20 protein-coding genes are annotated in these 20,263 nt (G+C 34.4%); 6 read left to right on the top strand and 14 right to left on the bottom strand.

The features are described from left to right. Positions 1 to 372 precede the first annotated feature (372 nt). The 4 genes from RCG18_RS10190 to RCG18_RS10175 form a co-directional block, all read right to left on the bottom strand. The gene (locus RCG18_RS10190; RefSeq protein ID WP_308041192.1) at positions 373 to 3,033 is read right to left on the bottom strand and encodes a TnsA endonuclease N-terminal domain-containing protein; all 2,661 of its coding nucleotides are present in this window, start codon (positions 3,031 to 3,033) and stop codon (positions 373 to 375) included. Then, entirely contained in the window at positions 3,033 to 4,826 is a 1,794-nt protein-coding gene (locus RCG18_RS10185; RefSeq protein ID WP_308041191.1) for a site-specific DNA-methyltransferase, read from the bottom strand. The genes RCG18_RS10190 and RCG18_RS10185 overlap by 1 nt, the downstream gene beginning before the upstream one ends. A gap of 24 nt (positions 4,827 to 4,850) precedes the next feature. Beyond that, a complete protein-coding gene (locus RCG18_RS10180) occupies positions 4,851 to 7,715 on the bottom strand; it encodes an ATP-dependent DNA helicase (protein ID WP_308041190.1) in 2,865 nt (954 codons plus the stop codon). Positions 7,716 to 7,790: 75 nt separating this feature from the next. Further along, on the bottom strand, positions 7,791 to 7,994 hold the full coding sequence (locus RCG18_RS10175; protein ID WP_308041189.1) for a helix-turn-helix transcriptional regulator: 204 nt from the start codon (positions 7,992 to 7,994) through the stop codon (positions 7,791 to 7,793). Positions 7,995 to 8,519: 525 nt separating this feature from the next. Between RCG18_RS10175 and RCG18_RS10170 the strand changes: the two genes are divergently transcribed. From RCG18_RS10170 to RCG18_RS10160, 3 genes are all read left to right on the top strand, one after another. After that, positions 8,520 to 9,188, top strand: a complete 669-nt coding sequence (locus RCG18_RS10170) for a recombinase family protein (RefSeq protein WP_308041188.1) — start codon at positions 8,520 to 8,522, stop codon at positions 9,186 to 9,188. 290 nt (positions 9,189 to 9,478) lie between these two features. After that, the gene (locus tag RCG18_RS10165) at positions 9,479 to 9,673 is read left to right on the top strand and encodes a hypothetical protein (protein WP_308041187.1); all 195 of its coding nucleotides are present in this window, start codon (positions 9,479 to 9,481) and stop codon (positions 9,671 to 9,673) included. Between the two features lie 17 nt (positions 9,674 to 9,690). Beyond that, positions 9,691 to 10,053, top strand: a complete 363-nt coding sequence (locus RCG18_RS10160) for a hypothetical protein (RefSeq protein ID WP_308041186.1) — start codon at positions 9,691 to 9,693, stop codon at positions 10,051 to 10,053. Positions 10,054 to 10,555: 502 nt separating this feature from the next. On the opposite strand, the gene RCG18_RS10155 is transcribed toward RCG18_RS10160, so the two are convergent. The 5 genes from RCG18_RS10155 to surE all read right to left on the bottom strand — a co-directional run bounded on the left by RCG18_RS10155 (position 10,556) and on the right by surE (position 14,928). Beyond that, positions 10,556 to 12,502, bottom strand: coding sequence for a serine/threonine-protein kinase (locus RCG18_RS10155; protein WP_308041185.1), 1,947 nt, complete (start codon positions 12,500 to 12,502; stop codon positions 10,556 to 10,558). 173 nt (positions 12,503 to 12,675) lie between these two features. Next, positions 12,676 to 12,897 (bottom strand): DUF1450 domain-containing protein, encoded by a 222-nt coding sequence (locus tag RCG18_RS10150; protein WP_308041183.1) that lies wholly within the window; start codon positions 12,895 to 12,897, stop codon positions 12,676 to 12,678. Between the two features lie 30 nt (positions 12,898 to 12,927). Next, positions 12,928 to 13,896: an FAD-dependent oxidoreductase gene (locus tag RCG18_RS10145; protein ID WP_308041998.1), complete on the bottom strand. Its 969-nt coding sequence runs from the start codon at positions 13,894 to 13,896 to the stop codon at positions 12,928 to 12,930. A gap of 11 nt (positions 13,897 to 13,907) precedes the next feature. Continuing rightward, positions 13,908 to 14,141, bottom strand: a complete 234-nt coding sequence (locus RCG18_RS10140; RefSeq protein ID WP_308041181.1) for a hypothetical protein — start codon at positions 14,139 to 14,141, stop codon at positions 13,908 to 13,910. A gap of 22 nt (positions 14,142 to 14,163) precedes the next feature. Beyond that, positions 14,164 to 14,928: a 5'/3'-nucleotidase SurE gene (gene surE / locus RCG18_RS10135; protein WP_308041180.1), complete on the bottom strand. Its 765-nt coding sequence runs from the start codon at positions 14,926 to 14,928 to the stop codon at positions 14,164 to 14,166. A gap of 278 nt (positions 14,929 to 15,206) precedes the next feature. Between surE and RCG18_RS10130 the strand changes: the two genes are divergently transcribed. Genes RCG18_RS10130 through RCG18_RS10120 form a run of 3 tightly spaced genes read left to right on the top strand, consistent with a single transcriptional unit; the run spans position 15,207 to position 16,512 of the window. Further along, positions 15,207 to 15,434 (top strand): alpha/beta-type small acid-soluble spore protein, encoded by a 228-nt coding sequence (locus tag RCG18_RS10130; protein WP_308041179.1) that lies wholly within the window; start codon positions 15,207 to 15,209, stop codon positions 15,432 to 15,434. Between the two features lies 1 nt (position 15,435). Beyond that, positions 15,436 to 15,660, top strand: a complete 225-nt coding sequence (locus tag RCG18_RS10125; protein WP_308041177.1) for an alpha/beta-type small acid-soluble spore protein — start codon at positions 15,436 to 15,438, stop codon at positions 15,658 to 15,660. A 30-nt stretch (positions 15,661 to 15,690) separates the two neighbouring features. Continuing rightward, complete coding sequence (locus RCG18_RS10120) at positions 15,691 to 16,512, top strand: RecT family recombinase (RefSeq protein WP_308041176.1); 822 nt, start codon at positions 15,691 to 15,693, stop codon at positions 16,510 to 16,512. Between the two features lie 96 nt (positions 16,513 to 16,608). On the opposite strand, the gene RCG18_RS10115 is transcribed toward RCG18_RS10120, so the two are convergent. The 5 genes from RCG18_RS10115 to nagA all read right to left on the bottom strand — a co-directional run bounded on the left by RCG18_RS10115 (position 16,609) and on the right by nagA (position 20,243). Next, on the bottom strand, positions 16,609 to 16,977 hold the full coding sequence (locus tag RCG18_RS10115; protein ID WP_308041174.1) for a NifB/NifX family molybdenum-iron cluster-binding protein: 369 nt from the start codon (positions 16,975 to 16,977) through the stop codon (positions 16,609 to 16,611). A 14-nt stretch (positions 16,978 to 16,991) separates the two neighbouring features. After that, positions 16,992 to 17,357, bottom strand: a complete 366-nt coding sequence (locus tag RCG18_RS10110; protein ID WP_308041173.1) for a metalloregulator ArsR/SmtB family transcription factor — start codon at positions 17,355 to 17,357, stop codon at positions 16,992 to 16,994. A gap of 155 nt (positions 17,358 to 17,512) precedes the next feature. Further along, on the bottom strand, positions 17,513 to 17,854 hold the full coding sequence (locus RCG18_RS10105; protein ID WP_308041172.1) for a cupin domain-containing protein: 342 nt from the start codon (positions 17,852 to 17,854) through the stop codon (positions 17,513 to 17,515). A gap of 481 nt (positions 17,855 to 18,335) precedes the next feature. Beyond that, positions 18,336 to 19,061 (bottom strand): glucosamine-6-phosphate deaminase, encoded by a 726-nt coding sequence (gene nagB, locus RCG18_RS10100; protein ID WP_308041170.1) that lies wholly within the window; start codon positions 19,059 to 19,061, stop codon positions 18,336 to 18,338. Between the two features lie 18 nt (positions 19,062 to 19,079). Next, a complete protein-coding gene (gene nagA, locus RCG18_RS10095) occupies positions 19,080 to 20,243 on the bottom strand; it encodes an N-acetylglucosamine-6-phosphate deacetylase (protein ID WP_308041169.1) in 1,164 nt (387 codons plus the stop codon). Positions 20,244 to 20,263 lie beyond the last annotated feature (20 nt).

The raw sequence follows: 20,263 nt of genomic DNA, 5'->3' as shown, positions 1-20,263 counted from the left end.
TGGCTGTATATGGTCAAAATGTTATGCTCCCGACTGTATTATGGTGTATCATAATAGAGCTGTTTCTGAGCGGGTTTCAGTCATACTTACTTAGTGTAGTCTATCCATCATTCGCTTATTGCAGGAAGTGATTTTACTTACTAAGCCTGTAAATACTGGGTTTGAAGCTTATTGAAGAATGACCTACCAAAGACACATCGGCCTTATGCTACCAAATAAAGTACTTGCAACACAGCCATTCCAGCCACATTCTCAAACTCTTTTGCCCTTACTTGTACTAACATACCTAACCCACACAAAACTGAACTCTAAAAGGAAACTACAAAGGCCTAATTGTGACCTTAGTCCAACAGTAAATATACTCAAGTTAAATCATATATCTACAAGAGTTCTTTGGTAACTATCTTCAGTAGGTACTTCTAAAATCCTAGTCTTCATTATTGCACTTCCAGCGTACATCTTATATGTGACTCCGCTATGAGTTGCTATCAGAGTAGCAGCCTCTGCTTTTGCCTTTACTACCTCATCATCAATCTTGTCATCGCCTTTTACCTCAATGAGTTGGTATGAACCATCTGACATCTCTGCAAAGAAATCAGGGTAGTAATGCCTTATTCTTCGAGATTCCGGGTCATAATACTGTATAGAAAGGTCACCTTGGTTACTTGTAAACATACCAGTAAAGTATATTTTTTTAACCTTGCTATTGGTTATATATTGCAAGAAACATTCTTTCTCTGGTTTTGAATCGAAGCAATACGTATCTGCGTGAAAGCTCTTTTCAACTTCAGCAGGTCGGAACTGAGTGTCTTGTTTAGTTGTTACCAGTTCTGGTTTTGCTGAAAACTCATAGTAACCAGCCGTTTTAGGTTCTCTGAGTAAGACAATGTCTCTGTCCTCAGTTCTAATTTCACTTGTAACTTCAAATAGAGCGTGGAATATCTTGGGTACGATAATGTCGTCCAGAAGTTCATTATACTTGTTTAGACATTCTAGGATGTATTCCTCGCCGTCTATTGAGTCTCTTAATATTCTAGCTGCGAGTAAGCAAGATATGTTAAGGTAGCGTGCAATCTCGCCCACAAGAGTAAAGGAACTATACTTTATCTGCTCTTTTAACTGGTCGATATTGGTTTCCTTGACACTCATTTCGTGTGAAATGCTATCCTTTTCATACATTGTGGAGGCGTACTTAGGGAAATCAACATTATTTAACTCGAAGTTAATAGGGGAAGTATAATTCTTCTCTAGAAGTCCATACTCACGCCATATACGTTTTAGCTTAATAACACGTTCTGGAGGTACAACTCTTACCTTATAGCGTTCAGACTTCTCAGAAGGAGCCTTAGATAAGTCTTTTATCTCCATATTGAAGTTCTTGTTAAGTTCTGCGTCAAGAATATCGTAGTTGTCTTTGGATAAGAACACGGTAGCGGTAAGTTGTTCAGTTGTAATTTTCCTTAAGCAACGCATTGTTGCTTGTAGAACAAAGATTTTAGACTGTGGACTACGAAACATAGCAACACCAAATAAAGAACGACAATTCCAACCTTCTCGGCCTTTACCTACGAGGATAATGATTTGTTTCTTACTACCTTCAGTACCGACTATATCAAGATTGTTAAAATCTCTAATGTCATCATCTTTAGTTACCTTCGCATCACCTACATTAACTAATATCTTTGATGAAGAGATACCCAAGTCGGCAAGGATTTTTTCAACTACAGGTCTAACTTCGTTATTAGCCTCATCAATGGTAGTAGCAAATATTGCGAGCTTTGCCAATAAACCCTCATAGGATTTCTCACCGTAGGTCTTCCAAAACATAGTGATAGCTGCTCGTAGGAACTCCTCGCTCTTTACGTTCTCAAACGCTTTTAAATCAGCATCTTTAAGAAATCCATTCACAATGGACTCTTTTAGCCCATAAGCATATACAACCTCTGGAAGAAGTTGCTTATTTACATATGGTGTTCCAGTATAGTTATAACAAGCAACAATAGAAGTGCTGTTTGCAAGCATATTTATTGTATCTCTTAGACTTGTTTTCTTCTCGCTAGTAGCACGTATCTGTTTTTCAAGGTCGGCACCAAAAAGGTGATGAGCTTCGTCCACATATACTCCAAGTTGTTTAAGACGACAAAGTTTTTTGAATCGCTGATTATCCATTAAAGAGGAATCATCATTTACATCATCATCGTCCTCATCACCATAGACAGACGATAGAAGCGAACCACTTTGGAATAGAACATTAGCTGGTTTCTCCTCCTTGCGTTTCTTCTTTACAATAATCTTCTGTGTATTTGAGATAACTATGTTAAAGTCTGAGTCGTCTAAAGTATGTAATGTTGTACCACTCTCTTCTAAGAAGTGAAACTTTATGTTAGCGTCAAGCACCTTTGCATACTCTGGAGGAACTACCTTTGTTTTATCAAAAGTAATTATCTCTCTTAAAGACTGCAGAACTGTTTTATCTGGTGCAAAGACAAGAGCATTGTGGCAGAACCGCTTGTCTTTGGGGTATTTGTTAGCAAGCAAGAACTCATAAAATATACAGGTAGCCATTAGGATGGTTTTACCAAGTCCCATAGTTAGAGCATAAATATAGTTGGGATAATCTTCTTTATATTTCTTCATTTGCTTAAATAGTATATCAGTCTGCTTTTCAACTGCTTTAGGTAGGTATATACTTTTACCTTCAGCACTCGCTCTATAATCAAATAAAGAAACTTGACCATTTTTATTTATTGAATAGTACGACGCATCTGAAAACCTATCTCTGTGATTGCGCCAGTCATCAAACATTTCGTAAACCTGTGCATTGCCCATAAACTCTTTAATAAACACATACATTTCAAGAGCTTCAAACTGTGGCAGACGCAGGAACGCATCAGGATTCTCTTCTCTATCGTTATAAGCTAGAAACTTTTTTGTTAAATCATTATATCGAGAACGAATCTTCTTACGGTTGTTCTGATAAAATAATAATAATTGTTCATAGAAGGCAAAGTTTTCAGTAGTTTCAGTTGCCATTATCGCACCTCCACTTCCAGAGACTCAGATAGCAGGTCAGTTATCTTGACTTTAATTGTTCCAACTCCGTCAGGAATGTCATAAACTCCTGTCACTACTTCTTTTTTACCCGGAACGTCCGTTACAGTCGGCTGCATAACGGCCCCGTCGTAATTCCAATCAATCATTATCGACTCAACAAGTTGCTTCCAGTCCTCTACATATTCCTTCTGTAAAGAAAGCTTCTGCATCAAGTTTAACGGATAAAAAGCTCGAACTACAAGTTTGTTACCTTCGATAGCAATGTCCGCTTCGGCTTCACGCTTCAACTGTAACTCGGCCTTGTCACGAAGTATGTCAACGATTTGAATATCAAGTTTATACTCAGGGAGTTCTTGTTCAAGTGAGGCTTTTAAATCAGCTTCGTGTCCCATACAGATAATCGTAATCCTCTCTACGGGTTGACTCGGGTTCTCCTCTTTCCTCTTTTCGTAAACCTTATAAGGTAAATTAGCTTTTAGTTCTTCTAAATCAGCCTTTGTAGCTATACGGTTAACTGGCATAATCTTTACCATTCTGCCGTCAAGTTCACCGTCCCATATATCACTCTGTGAGAATGGCTGAACCTCGAGTGCTTCAATTAGGAGTTCGCGTGCTTCTAGTGGGTTTCGGAAGAAATCATAGTTATTTACATTGTAAACTTCAAAACTTGTGTATCTTGTTTCATCACTTGACTCAGCTTCTGAGGCAACCGAAAGCAAACGCTTTGTAGTCGTTTGAATAGCTCCGAGGTTTATGTCCGCACCAATAAAGCGGCGCCCTAATTTCATTGCCACGGCTTGGGCCGTGCCGCTGCCCATAAAACAGTCGAAAACAATGTCACCTTTATTAGTTGATGCACTAATCAATTTATATAGCAACTCCTCAGGTTTTTGGGTAGGATAGTTTGTACGAACAGATGATGCTTGATTTTCAATATCTATAAAGAAATAGTCACTTGCAGACTTGCCTTCACGAAGGTAATCTCTAACTACCCATTCAGGGTTTGTAATCTCGTATTCAGGGCTGACATCTTTTGCACTTTTTATTGGACTTCCTTTGATATTTCTGCCGCTCAAACGATAGCGTCCTATTTCATCTTCATATTTATATTTCTTTATAGTGTTCTCAGAAAGCGGTTCAATAACCATTTCGTCATTCCAGTTGAACACAGGCATACCTAGTTTTTTATAAAACAGAATATCATCGTGGGTTCTTTTCCAACTGCTTTTAATTGCACTTCTTGTATTATACATCCAAACAAGCGAGTTTAAATGGTTATCGGCACCAAATACTTCATCCATTATAGCTCTTAGGTAATGTGCTTTGTGATAATCACAATGTAAATATATACAACCGGTATCTGATAACAATTCCCTCATAAGAATAAGTCTTTCATACATAAACTGCAGGTACTCGTCGTTTGTCCAAATATCTCCATACTGTTTCTCTTCAAAAGAGGTGCTATCATTTGTTACCGTCTGTCCTCTCAGTGCAATCTTCTTCTTGTAGTTAGCTTTAGAATCAAAAGGTGGGTCAATATAGATGAGGTCAACTTTACCCCTGAACTCCCTTAATAGATGGCTCATTACTTGTAGGTTATCGCCCCAAAATATCTTATTTATCCAACCGTCTTGCTCCTCGCCATAGCGTTCCCTAAGTTGAGCAGGGAAATACTGTGTCGAACGATAAGGGCGCTTTCCTGTCCAACGTAACTCAGGGAATCCTTTAATTGTCGGACGCTCGTTAAATTCAAAAGTGATTTGTTCATTCATTGTTGTCTTTCCTCCAAACTTATTTTATTTTCCACAATAAAACCTAAAGTCACATTCATTACAGGTCTTTAAGGAAGCCGCTTTCTGTTTATATTCTTTACGTAAAATCTTATGAACTGTATCATCAAACGCTGCAATAGTTGCATCGACAGATGATTTCTGATAAGGATATGTAATAGTCGGAACCCCTGTTTCTTCACCTGTATAGTAAAGATGCATTTTACTTACCTTTTGCCCCGTGCGCTTCTCTACAAGGTGTGCGTATACCTGTAATTGGCCTCGATAGTGTTCCAACCTCTCTACATCTTTAATCATATCTGGCTTCTTTTCAGACTTAAAGTCTACAAGTTCAACAGTATCCCCTTCACCTTTAATAAGGTCGATAGTGCCTTCAATTATGTAGTCTGGCTTTACAAGACTAACATTGACCTCGGCCTCTTTTATCGTATTCCAATGTGTAGCTTGTCGTTCAGCATAACGTAAGACTTGCTTGAGTGCCGCATTTCTCTGAGGCTCAGCAAGATATGTGCGTTCACTCTTAGTTAGCGAAGTATAGTTTGAATCGAACCATACAGTTATATTATCAGGTGTTATTAGATGTTCTTCACTACGAAGAGCCGCACGATGTACATCCTCAATCGTCTGGTGTACAAGCATACCGAATAACATAGCACTTACACGCACAGGTGCGAACCCTAACTCTTTGAATAGCTTGTATTGTATTGAACACGTTTCATATACAGAAATATGTGATGTAAATGAAAATGCGTCCTTGAGATTAACATCTTTAACTACTTTAAAATTAAACTCGGATAAATCAAACTCTTCGCTATCTATGCTAGGTAAGTCGCCATATATCTCGCTAAAGTACATACTCGGAGTACGCTTATCCTCATTACAGGTAAGAATTAACAAATCTTGCGCACGTGAAAATGCTGTATAGTACAGTCTCCAAAAGTCAAAGAACTTTGTATCGTCGTGAGGTTCAAATGCAGGCCGCTTAAAATACTTTTCCTCAACAGTTCTTAATAAATCTTTGTAAGATTTCCTAGGTATATTGCTTAGAGAGTCAACGAATACAATAGGAAACTCCATCCCCTTTGACTGGTGTATTGTCATAAACGAAACACAACCGCTTGGAGCGTACTCAGCATCATCCTCATACTCTGATATACCACCATCGAATAATAGCTTCAAATAAAGGTTAAAAAACCACTCTGTGTTATTGTTTATGTGCTTCTCACTTAAAACGTCTATGCGGTGCAGGTACTCAAACTTGCCTACAACCTGAGTAAATAATGCGATATTGCGTGCTGGCCGCACATCAACAACACCGGCCGTCATATCAGTATCAATAATCCCTGAAAACGGTGCAAACTCAAACATCTGATAAATCAACCCTGAGTAAGCGTAATCAGTTGTTCCTTTAAGGTTAGTGTGTATCTTCCCTCGGTGCCGTATCCAATTACGAAAATCCGCAGACTCAGGCTTAACTAGGTATTCATTCGCCCTTACAATACAGCTTCGGAAGTAATTATAGTGTTCTGGGCGGATAAAATCATACTTCCCTTGTTCCAACCCCAGTACATAGGTAGGAAACATTAGCATAAGACAGCCTATTAAGAGTTTAATCTCTTCACGCTGAAAGAACATATCAGAACGTGGAGAGTAAACCTGTATTCCATTCTTCTCTAAGAAGTTAGCAAGCCCTACAACACGTTCGTGCTTTACTGAGTTAAATAGAAATGCGAGTTGGTTGTAATCAGTCAGCTTCCCTGAGTGTTTTAGTTCGGTTATAAAACCTAAAATCTTTTCATACCACTCTTCAACATCTTCTACGCTCGATAACTTAACTACTGCAGGACTTTTTAAATTAGACTTGACGTGAGGTTTAATTGTTTTGTCAAAGCGAAACCCTCTCCAGCGAAAGCGGAAACGAGCACCATCAGTGGTTGACATCCAAGTGTTGTAGAAGTCAACTATGTTGCTATTTGAACGGTAATTCACATCAAGAGGTATAACTTTGCAGACACCTTTGTCAAACTTCGAAGGGAACTCAAGTATATTACGGATGGTTGCACCTCTAAAGCGATACAGCCCTTGGTCATCGTCACCAACAACGCAGATGTTCTGATGATTATTACCAAGAAGAAATACTATTTGTTCTTGAATAAAGTTTGTATCCTGGTACTCATCAACCATTATGTATCTGATTTTACTTTGTATCTCTGATAAAACGGACGGATTGTTTATTAGCAACCAATAAGCTTCAACCTGAATAGCCGAGAAATCCATAAGATTGTTTTCAGCTAATACCGATTTATATGTTTCTAAAATACTCCCGAGAGCTGAAATTTGTTTGTCTGGGTCTGCTTTTAAATCAGAAGGCTCTATCATCTCCTCAGATAGGTTGTTGACTAAGCCACATATCTCGCCTGCGTTGCGCCAAGCGCCTCCATTTGATAGTACCAAGTCTATACCGTCAATGCTGTTGAACCGTTTAATGTTCTGGAATACAGTATAGCTCTGGTCAAAAGCGTCCAGAGTACGATAATTCTTTTTAAGTCGAGTATATTCAAGGTTTTCTTTTATAATCCGCAAGCAAAGTGAATGGAACGTTCCTATATACATTTCATTTATGTTTACTTGGATTCCTCTAGCATCAAGCTCATTTGTAATTCTTGTTATGAGTTCCTTTGCCGCTTTTTCCGTAAAAGTAGCCATCATAATACGTTCAGGCATAACTCCTCGTTCCTGAATCAAATAAATAGCACGTTGAACTAGGGTATAGGTTTTACCTGTTCCCGGACCAGCGGTTATAAGCACAGGCCCATCTGAAGTTTCAATAGCTAACCGTTGATTCTCGTTGGCATTACCAAAGTTAAACATTACTTAATACCTCCTTGGGATTTACCTAATAATAAACTTGCTCTATTGCAGTTCTAATACTTATTGACAGCACAACTATTGTATCATTTCCATAATATCACTAATGTCGCACTCTAAAGCTACACATATCTTTTGTAGGGTTTCTGTGCTAACGTGTTGATTCTTACCAAGTTTAGTTATAGATGCCGAGCTTATTTTTGATAGCCTCTGTAAGTCTTGCTTTTTCATATCTCGGTCTATAAGTAACTTCCATAGTTTCTTATAGCTAATCTCAGCCATTTTTCTCACCTCTGCTTAAATAAGAACATTATACCACTTTAATCTACTTATTGCATATAAAATCTTTACAATAACAAGAATGTTCTTTCGTATATCTGAGTGGTTAATAACTTTCTGGTCGCATTTTTTATTGTTTTATTATGTTTGGTGCAGATATACTCCCTCAGGCACTATAAAAGTTTCCAAAAGGAGACTTAGCATCCAGTTCCCGTGCCATTTATAATCAGCTAAGGCAAACGTCCTAATAGGGCATACTGTAAACCAACTACGCAAACTCTATAAAATAAATCCAAAAGTAGTTTGTTTAGACTTATTTTTGGTTTTTTAAACCAAAGTTTGTTAAAGTCTATTGACTATAGCTGATAGATAGTGCACTGTAGGATGTGTACAAATAATCAGTTGATTTCACGGACAGTTTAAACAGCTAGTTTACCCCTAATAAAACAATTAAAAACCACACCTAAACCTGTCCGTTTACAAGTAATAGATTTCGTGAACAATTCTATTCAATGAACTGGAGGTATTATGATGATAGCAGCCTATACAAGAATTTCTACAAATAAGGAAACGCAAAAACACGACCGACAAGAGAAGGCATTAGCTGACTATGCCCGAAAACACGGCTTTGAAATAAGTATGTGGTGTAAGGATACCATTACAGGTAAAACCAGTGCGGAAAGCAGGCCTAACTATCAATACTTAAAGTCTATGCTATCCGAAAACGATATTTTACTTCTCTCAGACCTAGACCGCCTCGGGCGTGATGCAACAGACACTATTTTAGAGATAAAAGACCTGCAACAGCGTGGTATACGCATAGTATCACTAGATATACCTTATATGTCAGACTGGAACAGTATGCGTGATGACAGTATGTCCAGAATGATTATTGACATCGTAGTCACTATAAAAGCACATATAGCACAACAGGAGCGTGAGAAGACAGTCTCCAGAATTAATCAAGGACTAGCTGTTTGTCGTGCAAACGGGATTAAACTCGGACGGCCGATAAAACAGGATTTACCAGCTGACTTCATTAAGAAGTATGAAGCTTTCTTATCGGGTGCTTACGGTAAGTTAAGCATTGTAGGCTTTGCTAAAATGCTTGGTCTTAGCCGTAGCACCGTGTATAAATATATTAACATATATAATAGTAGTAAAAAATATAACGAGAACCGAGGTGCTGCCTTATGATGCTTTGTTTAGCCTGTGGTGAACAACGGCCTAATCGCTTCAAATCTGACACCTGTCCCAACTGTGGCTCGTACTTAAAATATGTAGAAGCACCAGCTAAGAGTACAGTAATTAAACTGCACAAGACAGGCCTAAGTGTTAGTTACGCAACAGCTGAGGTTTACAGCTATAATAACTACGCTATACACACTACAAATATCAGTATCGGCCTTGCTAAGTATTACCAACCTGTAGTCTTTCGTCGTCTACCTGACGGCGTTGGCTATGTTTTACCTCACAACTACGAGTACATGGACCATATACCAAAAGGAAACTTGCTATACCCTGTTCGCACGTATGGTATGATTAGATATGAAATACCATACCTTGACCGTACTGAGGCAAGGGCTGTATTAAGACAAAAACTCAAAGATTTAGACGCTTGGGTCGATGAGGCTACTAATGATGGATGGTTCGCTATATGTAATTTGGGAGGCCTATTATAATTTGGAGGTACTAATCTATGGACTACGAAATGTTGTGCCCTATATGTACTACACCAGCCGATAAAAACGAGGACTGTTGCAGTGGATGTGGTACTACTTGTGAACCTATTTTTGTATATGAACCCTTGCTAAAAGCTGTTGAAATGCTTATTAAAATGGGTATAAAGGTGTCAGATACAGATTTAAAATATTGTACTACTCACAAAACTAAAGTAACCATAGTTCTTGCTGAGGATGTATCTAAGAATATATTCGACGATTTACCCGATAGTTGGGCGTTGTATCACTTAGACAACATATGCTATCTAAGGTGTAATGTATACAGCGTCGCTAGTGCAGTACAAGCTTTTGAAGAATGGCTAAATAATAAAGACTTGTAGAAGGCTAATAAAACCTTCTACGGGTCTTTTTGAACCCTTTATTTTCAAGGCTTACGACTCACTTTCATTTTACCGAAACGTTGAAGCTCTTAGAATAGTTCAAGACCACTTACAAGAACCACATTTATTTGTAATGCCAAAACCAGATTTCTTAAAATAATATATAATCAATTAAAGTAAAAGCTTTTAGGGATCTGAAAGAGAATAACAAGTCAAAGATGCGACGGATATTCTGTGTCAGACAAGGAGGCAGGTTCCGCAGATAATCAGCACTATCTAAGGGTTCTGCAGACGCAGTATGACACAAAATAGACTAGCATACTGACTGGTTATTTCTTTGAAGATGCCTTAAGTATATAGAAAGTTCATTAATTCCCATAAAGTATTCCCTCATTATAGTAAGAGCCTAGTTTTAGATAAGGCATTATACCTTAGTCTCAAACCAGGCTCTTGTTTTTCTAAAAATAACAATTAATTCTTCATAACCAATTTATTAAAGGTTTTATTTCACATTGATAATAAGATTTATTTCCTTGGAAAACTCTAGAGTACTGTCCGAATTAATATTTGTTTTTAATGTAATTTTTTTTGTATCAGAATTAAAGTTAGTAAAACTGATTTTTATATTATCTACCTTCGCTCCCGGGGCAATGTTAGATAAGTCTGTAGATGATGCTGTCGTTGCCTGTACGTACTGATTTTTATCATTTACTAAGTAAGTATTTCCATCATGTTTGATTGATATCTTTTTATCTGTATTATTCTCCAAGTAGCAATATACTATAGTCTCATTTCCCCTAAACTCTACATATTGTAGTTTCATAATAAGCCTATTACTATTCTTTCCACATAAAGCTGCAGGGTCAACCTGATATGCTATATCCTTGGCTTCCTTGTCTTTATTATTGCCCTTATTGTCCTGCTTGTACTTTCCCTTAGCCTTTCCATTTCCTTTAGACTTTTCATCATCTTTCCCATTAGAACTATTTCCTAAAGTTATAGGTGAATTTTTATTTATAATACCTTCAACAATAGTATCTTTAGGTACTGATTTTTGAACATTAATATTCTTATTTTGTGAAGCATCGCTTTTACTAGGTTGAGTGTTGCTATTTGAAATATTTTCTTGATTATTATCTTTATCAACATTAGCTACATAATCATATTTTTTCCCATGATCAGTCACTAAATAAATTGCTGCTGCTACAATAAAAATTCCTATAATAGGTAACATTATTCTCTTTACCAGCTTTTTACTAGCTTTATTATTACCTTCATCAGGAGTCTTTTCATTTTTCTTCTGCTTATTTTTACGTTTTTTTAGGATGAATTTTAAAAGTCCCTTAGTTTTGAGCATACCTTTAAACCTTAAGCTTTGCAGAGACTTACCTTTAAAGAGCTTATTTTCTCTTATTTTATCACCTTTTAATTTATCTACATTTTTAGTTTCTTGAGATTTATCTATATCTGGTTTATTTTTAAATTCATTATTAAAAGTGTTTTTGATCCCTGTTACTTTTGTTTCACTAGAGCTTATGGTTGCTTTCTTTCCTACAACTTTAGTTCCAAAAGAATCATCAATATTATTTTTTATATTTTCGCCGTCAATTAATAATGTTTTAGTATAATTACTTATATCTCTATTATTTATTAGTACTGTTTTAGCATCATTCCCTGATAAAAAATTACTAATATCACTCTGAAGTTCTTCTATTGAAATATATCTTGTATCTTTGTCAATTTGCATTGCCTTCTGTATCACTGCTTTTAGTCTATCATCAACTTTTTCATCATAGCTTTCATCTTTTAATGCTTCAAATAAAGTGGATGGAGCTTTTCCTTTAATAATAAAATACATTACTGCTCCGAGACCATATATGTCCGTTTGCTTGCATGTTTGTTCACTGCCATACTGTTCAGGAGCTGCATAACCCCTAGATCCCATATAGATAGTATCTTTATTTCCATCTTGCTTATATACTCTTGAAATACCAAAGTCTATTAAAACAATTTTACCACTTGAGGTAATCATAATATTGGATGGTTTCAAGTCTCTGTATATAATAGGTGGATCAAAACTGTGTAAATAGGCTACTATGTCGCCTATACTAATTACTATTCTACATATTTTCTGGTCATCTATAGGTCGATTTCTATCAATATAGCTTTCTAAAGTTTCACCCTCAATATAGTCTTCAACCATATATAAGTTATCTTGCTCATAAAATATATCTACTACCCTTGGAATCCCAGGGTGACTTAAGTTCTTTAAAATATTAGGTTCTGCTAAAAAGTCCATTTGACCTTTTAGTTCTTTACTAACTTCTTTAATTGCCCACAAATTTCCTAACCTTATATTTTTACATAGGTAAACAGTGCTCATACCCCCTTGACCAAGAGTTTTTATAACTTCATATTTTTTATCTAGAATATATCCACTGTTTAGCATAGCCTCACCTCCTGTCTTAAACACTATATATAGTATATAAGAATTTAATTCTAATCCAAAAAATTCTTAGTCGTATATTAATATACGTATTAAATTTATAAATTAAGGAGGTATATCAAAAAGAAGAAACCTTATATATTTATTTTATATAAGATTTCAAAGCTTGATTTTTATTATAATGTTTTTTCCTTTATCTTTTCAAATAACTCATCTGGTGTATCTGCTTGGATGAGTTCATCATCAAATAGCGCAAAAGGGCCTACTGCACAATCTCCACAATAACCTAAACATGGTTCTACCTCTACAGTAGCATGTTGAATTTCATTTTTTATTCTATCAACTAACATATCAGTTCCATGGTTAAAATTATTTTCACAAAATTTTATTTGAGCCATATGCTATTACCTCCTGTAATGTATATTTACCTACTTCTTATTTTTTATTATTTCAATTAAATCATTTACATATACATCACTAAAATTAATATCCCCTAGGTCTATTTTTTCCTCTATAGCTTTTTTTAATATAGGTGAATTTTTAATACTTCCAACTACTATAGCTCCTATAATTTTATTATTACTTATTAAAATTTTGCTATAAGATCCCTCGTCTTCATTTATTACTATATTACTAGCATTACCTTCATATATATCTCCCATAGAAAATAGAGAAATATTAAATGCACTTAATGTAGTTACTGGTGCTGCTGGTTTATAAATAACATCCTTTCCTAACATGTTATATCCTGCAGCGCTTCCTTGAGCAATGGCTATATTCCATAATCCATATATTTTATTATCAAGTTCTGCAACATCTCCAGCTGCATATATATCTGGTATACTGGTTTCCATCTTCTCATTCACTACTATTCCTTTATTAACTTTGATATTTGTTCCCGTTAAAATATCAATGTTAGGTTTTATACCTACTGAATAAATAACTAAGTCACAATTAATAAACTTTCCTTCACCTATTATAATGCCTTCTACACCATTATCATTAGCAGATATTTCACTTATATTGTTATTAAGCATCACATCTATTCCATTACTAATAATGAAATTATAAAGCATTAAAGATGCTTTTTCATCTAATTGCTTTGACATAAGCCTTGGAGCAATTTCAGAAATAATGACCTTTTTTCCCATTTGATTTAGTATCCAGGCTAATTCTAATCCTAATATTCCTCCGCCTATTATTAGTACTGTACTGCTTTTCTTGGCTTTATCAACTATATTTCTTGCATCTTCAAGTGTCCTTAAAGTTAAAACACCTTCTTTGTTTATTCCATTTATATCAGGAGTAAAACTTTTTGCTCCATTTGCTAATAGTAACTTTGAGTAGACCTCTTTAGTACCATTTGAAAGTTCTACTTCTCTTTTTTCAGTATTGATTGAAGTAGCCTTTAAATCTTTGTATAGCGTAACTTTGTTTTCTTCATACCATTCTTTTTTTGAAGAAGTATTTTACCTTCATCTAGTAAATCTAATGCTCCCTTTGTTAACCTTACACGATTATATGGATAAAACTTTTCCTCTCCATATAACTTTATTTCACTTTCTCTGTCATTTTCTCTTACTGCTTTTATAGCACTTATAGCGGTTATCCCATCTCCTACAATAACTATTTTTTCATTCACTATTCATCACTTCCTATGATTATTAATGTTCAGTACTGAATATACTTCTTACATCACTTAAAATTTTAAAATTTGTTAAATCATAATGAAGAGGTGTTAAAGTAACATATCCTCTTTTTAAATAGTATATATCAGTATCTTCATAATCATAATCATTTATTTTGCCGCCTAAGCTGTAAGTTTTATGATTGTCTTCCGAAATTCCTTCTATAAAGTAATTATCATACAATCTATTTCCTATCTTGCAGACTTTTATTCCTTTTATATTCTCTTCTGATTCCAATGGAACATTAATATTTAATACAACATCATTTTTCATGCCTAAATTTTCGATTTGAGATAGTATTTTTAATGCATACTTTGCAGCAACTTCATAGTTATCATCGCCATCTTTAATGTATGACGATAATGCTATTGAAGGTATTTTATACATAGCGGCTTCAATTGCTGCTGATACCGTTCCAGAATATAGTACATCTGTGCCTACATTAGCGCCATTATTGATTCCAGATAAAACCATGTCTACTTTTTCATCAATAAGTTTATCTAATGCTATTCTTACGCAGTCTGCTGGCGTACCGCTAACACTATATATCTTTGATTTTATCCCATCAAGTTCCACTTCTTTAACAATAAGTGGCTCTGTTATGGTTATTGAATGGCCGCATGCACTTCTTTGACTGCTTGGCGCTGCAATAACAATATCATGATATTTTTCAAGTTCTTTTGCCAATGTTATTAAACCTTTTGCATTAACTCCATCGTCATTTGTCAGCAATAATCTCATAAATTAATCCTCCATAGTCTAATAAAATAAATATGGTTTTATTATATCGTTAATTTATGCTAATTTTCTATCTTTTACAAATTTTAATTCAAAAATTAACAATTTAGCCATATAGAAAAAATAGAAAACTAAAATCAACTCATATAAATATAAAATTCCTAACTTTGAAAAACATTACTTTAATTCATTATTACTTAGTATTTGTAAAAATCATTATAGAATACGAAAACAAATTGTACAAAAACTATTCATGATACGATATCTAGGAGGGAATTTTTATGAGTAATAAACGTGGAACTTTAATTCCAAAATCTCAAGATACACTTGATTCTCTTAAAGAAGAGGTATCTAATGAACTTGGCATAAAAGAAGTTCCTCACGCTTTCGAAGATGGACACTGGGGATATATTCCTGCAGCTACCTGTGGTGCAGTAGGTGGATCTATGGTAAAGAAGATGATAGAAAGCTTCGAGAAAAATCTTGTTTCGAAAGGCGGAGGACATTAATATGAATAATATGAAAAAACATCAGAATTATATTGAAAAAATGGAGACATCTAAAACAAAAACAGAATTGGCAAAGGAATTAGGCATTAATATCCCAAAGGATGGATACTGGGGCGATATACCATCAAGATTATGTGGTACAGTTGGAGGCGCTATCGGTGGCAATATGGTGAAGTCAGCAATAGAACAATATGAAAAGAATCTAGTTGAAGAAACAAATAAATAATTTATACGCACCAATAAGGAGGTGTGTTAAATGGTAGAAAGTACAATTCAAAACCCTCAGCAACCAACATTAAACTTTAACGAAGATCAAATTAACTTGATAAAGAATAATGTTGCTAAGGGTGCTACAGAAGATGAGTTAAGAATATTTTTATACTTAGCTAATCAATATAACTTAGATCCCTTTAAACGGGAAATTTGGTTTACCAAGTATGGGAATCAAACTAATATTATGACAAGCAGAGACGGATATTTAAAATTTGCACAAGCTAGCCATGAATTTGGAGGATTAATAAGTTTCGTAGTCCACGAAGGAGATGCTTTCGAAATAGATGCTGGAGAGTATAAGATATCTCATAGATTTGGCACTAAAAGAGGAAAAATTATAGGAGCATGGGCTAGATGTGACAGAAAAGGTAAAAAACCTTTTATAAGTTATGTATCTTTTGAGGAATATAATCAAAATAATTCTATATGGAGAAAATATCCTAGTGCTATGATTCAAAAGGTAGCAGAGGTATTTGTTTTAAAAAGAGCCTTTGGAATTAATGGATTAATAACTAAAGAAGAGATAGGCGACCTATCGTCCCAGCAGGATTCTGGCAGCTTGAATTCCAAAGTCCGTATGATGGAAAAAGATCAAAAAACAGCAATATGGGAATTAGCAAGATTAAAGGATATGTCTATCGATAATCTAAAGCAATATACTATGAAAGAATTTGATGTCCCACTTTCTCACTTAACTTATGAACAAGCAGAAGCATTAATTCAAAAGTTATCTGCTATCGGAAAAGAGGAAGAAGGAAAATTAGATCAAAAAGAACCAACCAATAATACTGAAAATAAAGGATAAATAAAAACAAGCATATACGATACATACTCTATATGCTTGTTTTATTAATATAAATTATATTACAAAATTATTTTTAGATAATGCTGCTTGATCATATTAATGTCCGCAGCCGTGATGATTACAGCTATTTTGTGAAGAAAACTCCACTAGCTGATTTTCTTTTAATAACTGAATGTTATCTGAAATAGATCCATCTCCAACCTTATATACCTTTATTCCTTGGCTTTGTAATTTCATTAACGCGCCAGCTCCAATTCCAGCTACTAATATTACATCAACTTGTTCCCCAGATAACGCTTTTAGAGGTTGACACATCCCATGTTGATGATGTAAATCATTGTTGTTAATTGCTTTTAATTCTCCATTCTCTAAATTATAAATTAGAAATATTGGAGCTGAACCAAAATGATTATATGGTATACTTTCTAATCCTTGGTTTTCTTTTACTGGAACACATACTTTCATAATTTATTCTCCTCTCAAACTTTATTTTTTTGGCAACATCTATTTTTCCTGCCTTCACATGCCTTATTACAAATGTCGGATGTATGTAAATCAAAGTTACAACAACTCAAAGGAAGGTCTTCGTTAAGTTCGTTGATGAAATTAATTGTATCTAAAAGTATAGGACTTTGAAGTTTATAATTTACGTAATAGCTCATTTTCTCACCGATAATTACTCCTGCATCCTTAAGAATTCTTAAATGTTGAGATACTGCAGCCTCTGAAATATTTAAATGTTTTGAAAGTCCTTTAGCACAAATATTTCTTTTTGAAATTATAATTAGTATCTTTAATCTGGTCTCATCTCCTAATGCCTTAAATACTTTTACTATTTGATCCATTTAACCCTCCATCTGATTAAGCAATTACTTAACTAAATTATATATCACTTAATTATATTTGTAAATACAATTAACATATTTAAGTCCTATGCAAAATGCCTGTGTCTACTACAACTACTTGTAGTAGACACAGGCATTTTTAGCAACTAATATTTTTATGCGTTAAAAACAACAACTAATAACATTTTAAATTTTTCAGAAGCATATAACGCATGTGGAATTCCAGCAGGCATTACTATTGTTTCACCTTTTTTAAGATTAAACTTCTCTTCTGCAATTGTTATCTCAGCACTACCATCCAGTAAATAAACCATAGCATCTCCACCTGAGGAATGTGAACTTATTTCTTCTCCCTTATCAAATGCGAATAAAGTAACACTTAAGTTTTTTCCCTGAGATAGAGTTCTACTAACAACTTGACCTTCTTGATATTCAACAAGTCCTTCCATGTCTAAAACCTTGGAAAAATCTATATTCTTTATAAAATGTTGTGCCATAATACCAACCTCCCAAATTTATTTTCTATAACATAAGTATAATGTAATATTTGGTATTTTTCTGTAACATAAGTTACCATCTCAATACTAATTTAAGATTTTATAAAATTACATATATTATGCTAACCAACAACTGCTAAACTCATTCTTACAAATTTGGTTTTTAATATTATTGACACTCAATTATCACATAAATAATTTAAAAATATAGAGAAACTAACTAGAAAGTTGACTTATACAGATGGATATGTTTCCAAAGCTGAAGTAGATTTAAAAACTTTGTGCCAGTCTTAGTGAAGGGCTTTAAGAGAATTCTATATGACGCTCCTCTTCCTTACGTCAGAGGAGTAAGCGATTCACACAAAATCATAGATTTTGGTTCTCTGCTTAAAACACAAGCTTTAGACTGGCTAAAAATTTTTAACGTGCTGAAGCTTGGAAACATATCCCGGCGTATAAGTCAACTTTTGGCCTAGTAACCCTATAGCTTACTTGCTGCTTCCTTGTCTACGATTATAGCAACATCTTGATGCAGTTGTAATATTGATGCTGGCACTTCAGGAGATATTTTTCCATTTACTGTTTTAGCGATTGCATCCGCTTTTGATGCTCCATTTGCTAAAAGAACTATTTTTTTAGAATGCATTATTGTTTTTATCCCCATACTGATAGCCTTAGTAGGAACTTCTTCTATACACTTGAAAAATCTTGAGTTGGATTCAATAGTTTTTTCATCCAAATTTACAAGATGTGTTTCTGCTTCAAAATTGACATCTGGTTCATTGAATCCTATATGTCCATTTACTCCTATTCCAAGTACTTGTATATCTATTCCTCCCGCTTCTTTTATTCTTTTTTCATAGCTTATACATTCTTCTTCTATATTTTTTGCCATACCATTAGGTATATTTATGTTTTCTTTATCAATATTTATGTGCTTAAATAGATTATTTGTCATATAGTAGTTATAGCTTTGATTACTATCCTTACCTAAGCCGTAGTATTCATCTAAATTAAAAGTTTTAACTTTTGAAAAATCTATCATATTTTCATTATACATTCTTATTAACTCTCTATACATTCCTAAGGGTGTATCTCCTGTTGCTAGACCAAGTACACTCTCTGGTTTTAGAATTATCTGGCTTGCCATCATAGCCGCCGCTTTTTTACTCATTTCTTCATAGTTTTCTACAACAATTATTCTCATACTTAGCACCTTCCTATTTTATATTTTAGTAAAGACAGTCTTACCTTCAACGATTGTATGGCTTACATTATATTCCTCATCAAATATAACTATATCAGCATCTTTTCCTTCTTCTATACTTCCCTTCCTATCACTAATCCCTATATCTTTTGCAGAATTTAATGATACCATTGATATAGCTTGATAAATATTCAGGTTTGTATTTTCAACCATATTTTTTACAGCCTTATTTAAAGTTAAAATACTGCCAGCTAAAGTTCCATCCTCTAGTCTTGCAGAGTTATCCTTAACTATAACCTTTTGGCCTCCAAGTTCCGAAACTCCATCCTTCATACACCCTGCCCTCATTGAATCAGTTATAAGGAGAACCTTATCCACTCCTTTTATATTAACCACAGTTTGAAAAACGCCAGGGTGAACATGTATTTTATCGGCTATAAGCTCACAATTTATATTACTATTAAAAACCGCACCAATAACTCCCGGCTTTCTATGATTAAGTGGACTCATAGCGTTAAAAAGATGAGTAGCATGACTTACACCTTTTTCTATAGATTCCATCGCCTCTTCATAAGTAGCATCAGAATGGCCTATGGATAGTACTATGTTTGTATTTTCCTTTACAGATCTTATAAATTGAGAATTATTATCCTTTTCTGGCGCTAAAGTTATAATTTTTATTACATCCTCATAGCCATTTATAAAATTATAATTAGGCTCTATTATATAATCTTCCTTCTGAGCTCCTTTATATTTTGGATTTATAAAAGGACCTTCCATATGGGCACCTAAAACCTTTGCTCCTCCTAAATCCAGCTTCATTCCTTCTCTAATATTGTCAAGCGCTTTATATATTTTCTCCTTACTCATTGTCATAGTGGTTGGGAGAAAGCCTGTAACACCATTTTGAGCTATACTTTGACTTATTATTTTTAAATCTTCAAGCTCACCGTCCATAGCATCTCTTCCACCTGAACCATGTATATGCAAATCTATAAATCCTGGAGAAACATATGAACCTTTGGCATCAATTATATCAATTTCATCATAACTGCCTCCATTAACATTCTTTTCAAACTCAATCCTATTAATTAGTCCTTTTATTTGAGTGTCAAATAGAACTACTTTATCTTCTAATATGCAATTCTCTAGTACAACTCTTCCATTAATAATTGCTCTCACTTTTTTCACCCTCTCTTAAC

The organism is Clostridium sp. OS1-26, assembly GCF_030915445.1.
Taxonomy (GTDB): Bacteria; Bacillota; Clostridia; order Clostridiales; family Clostridiaceae; genus Clostridium_AM.
This window is presented reverse-complemented; position numbering and strand designations above follow the sequence as displayed.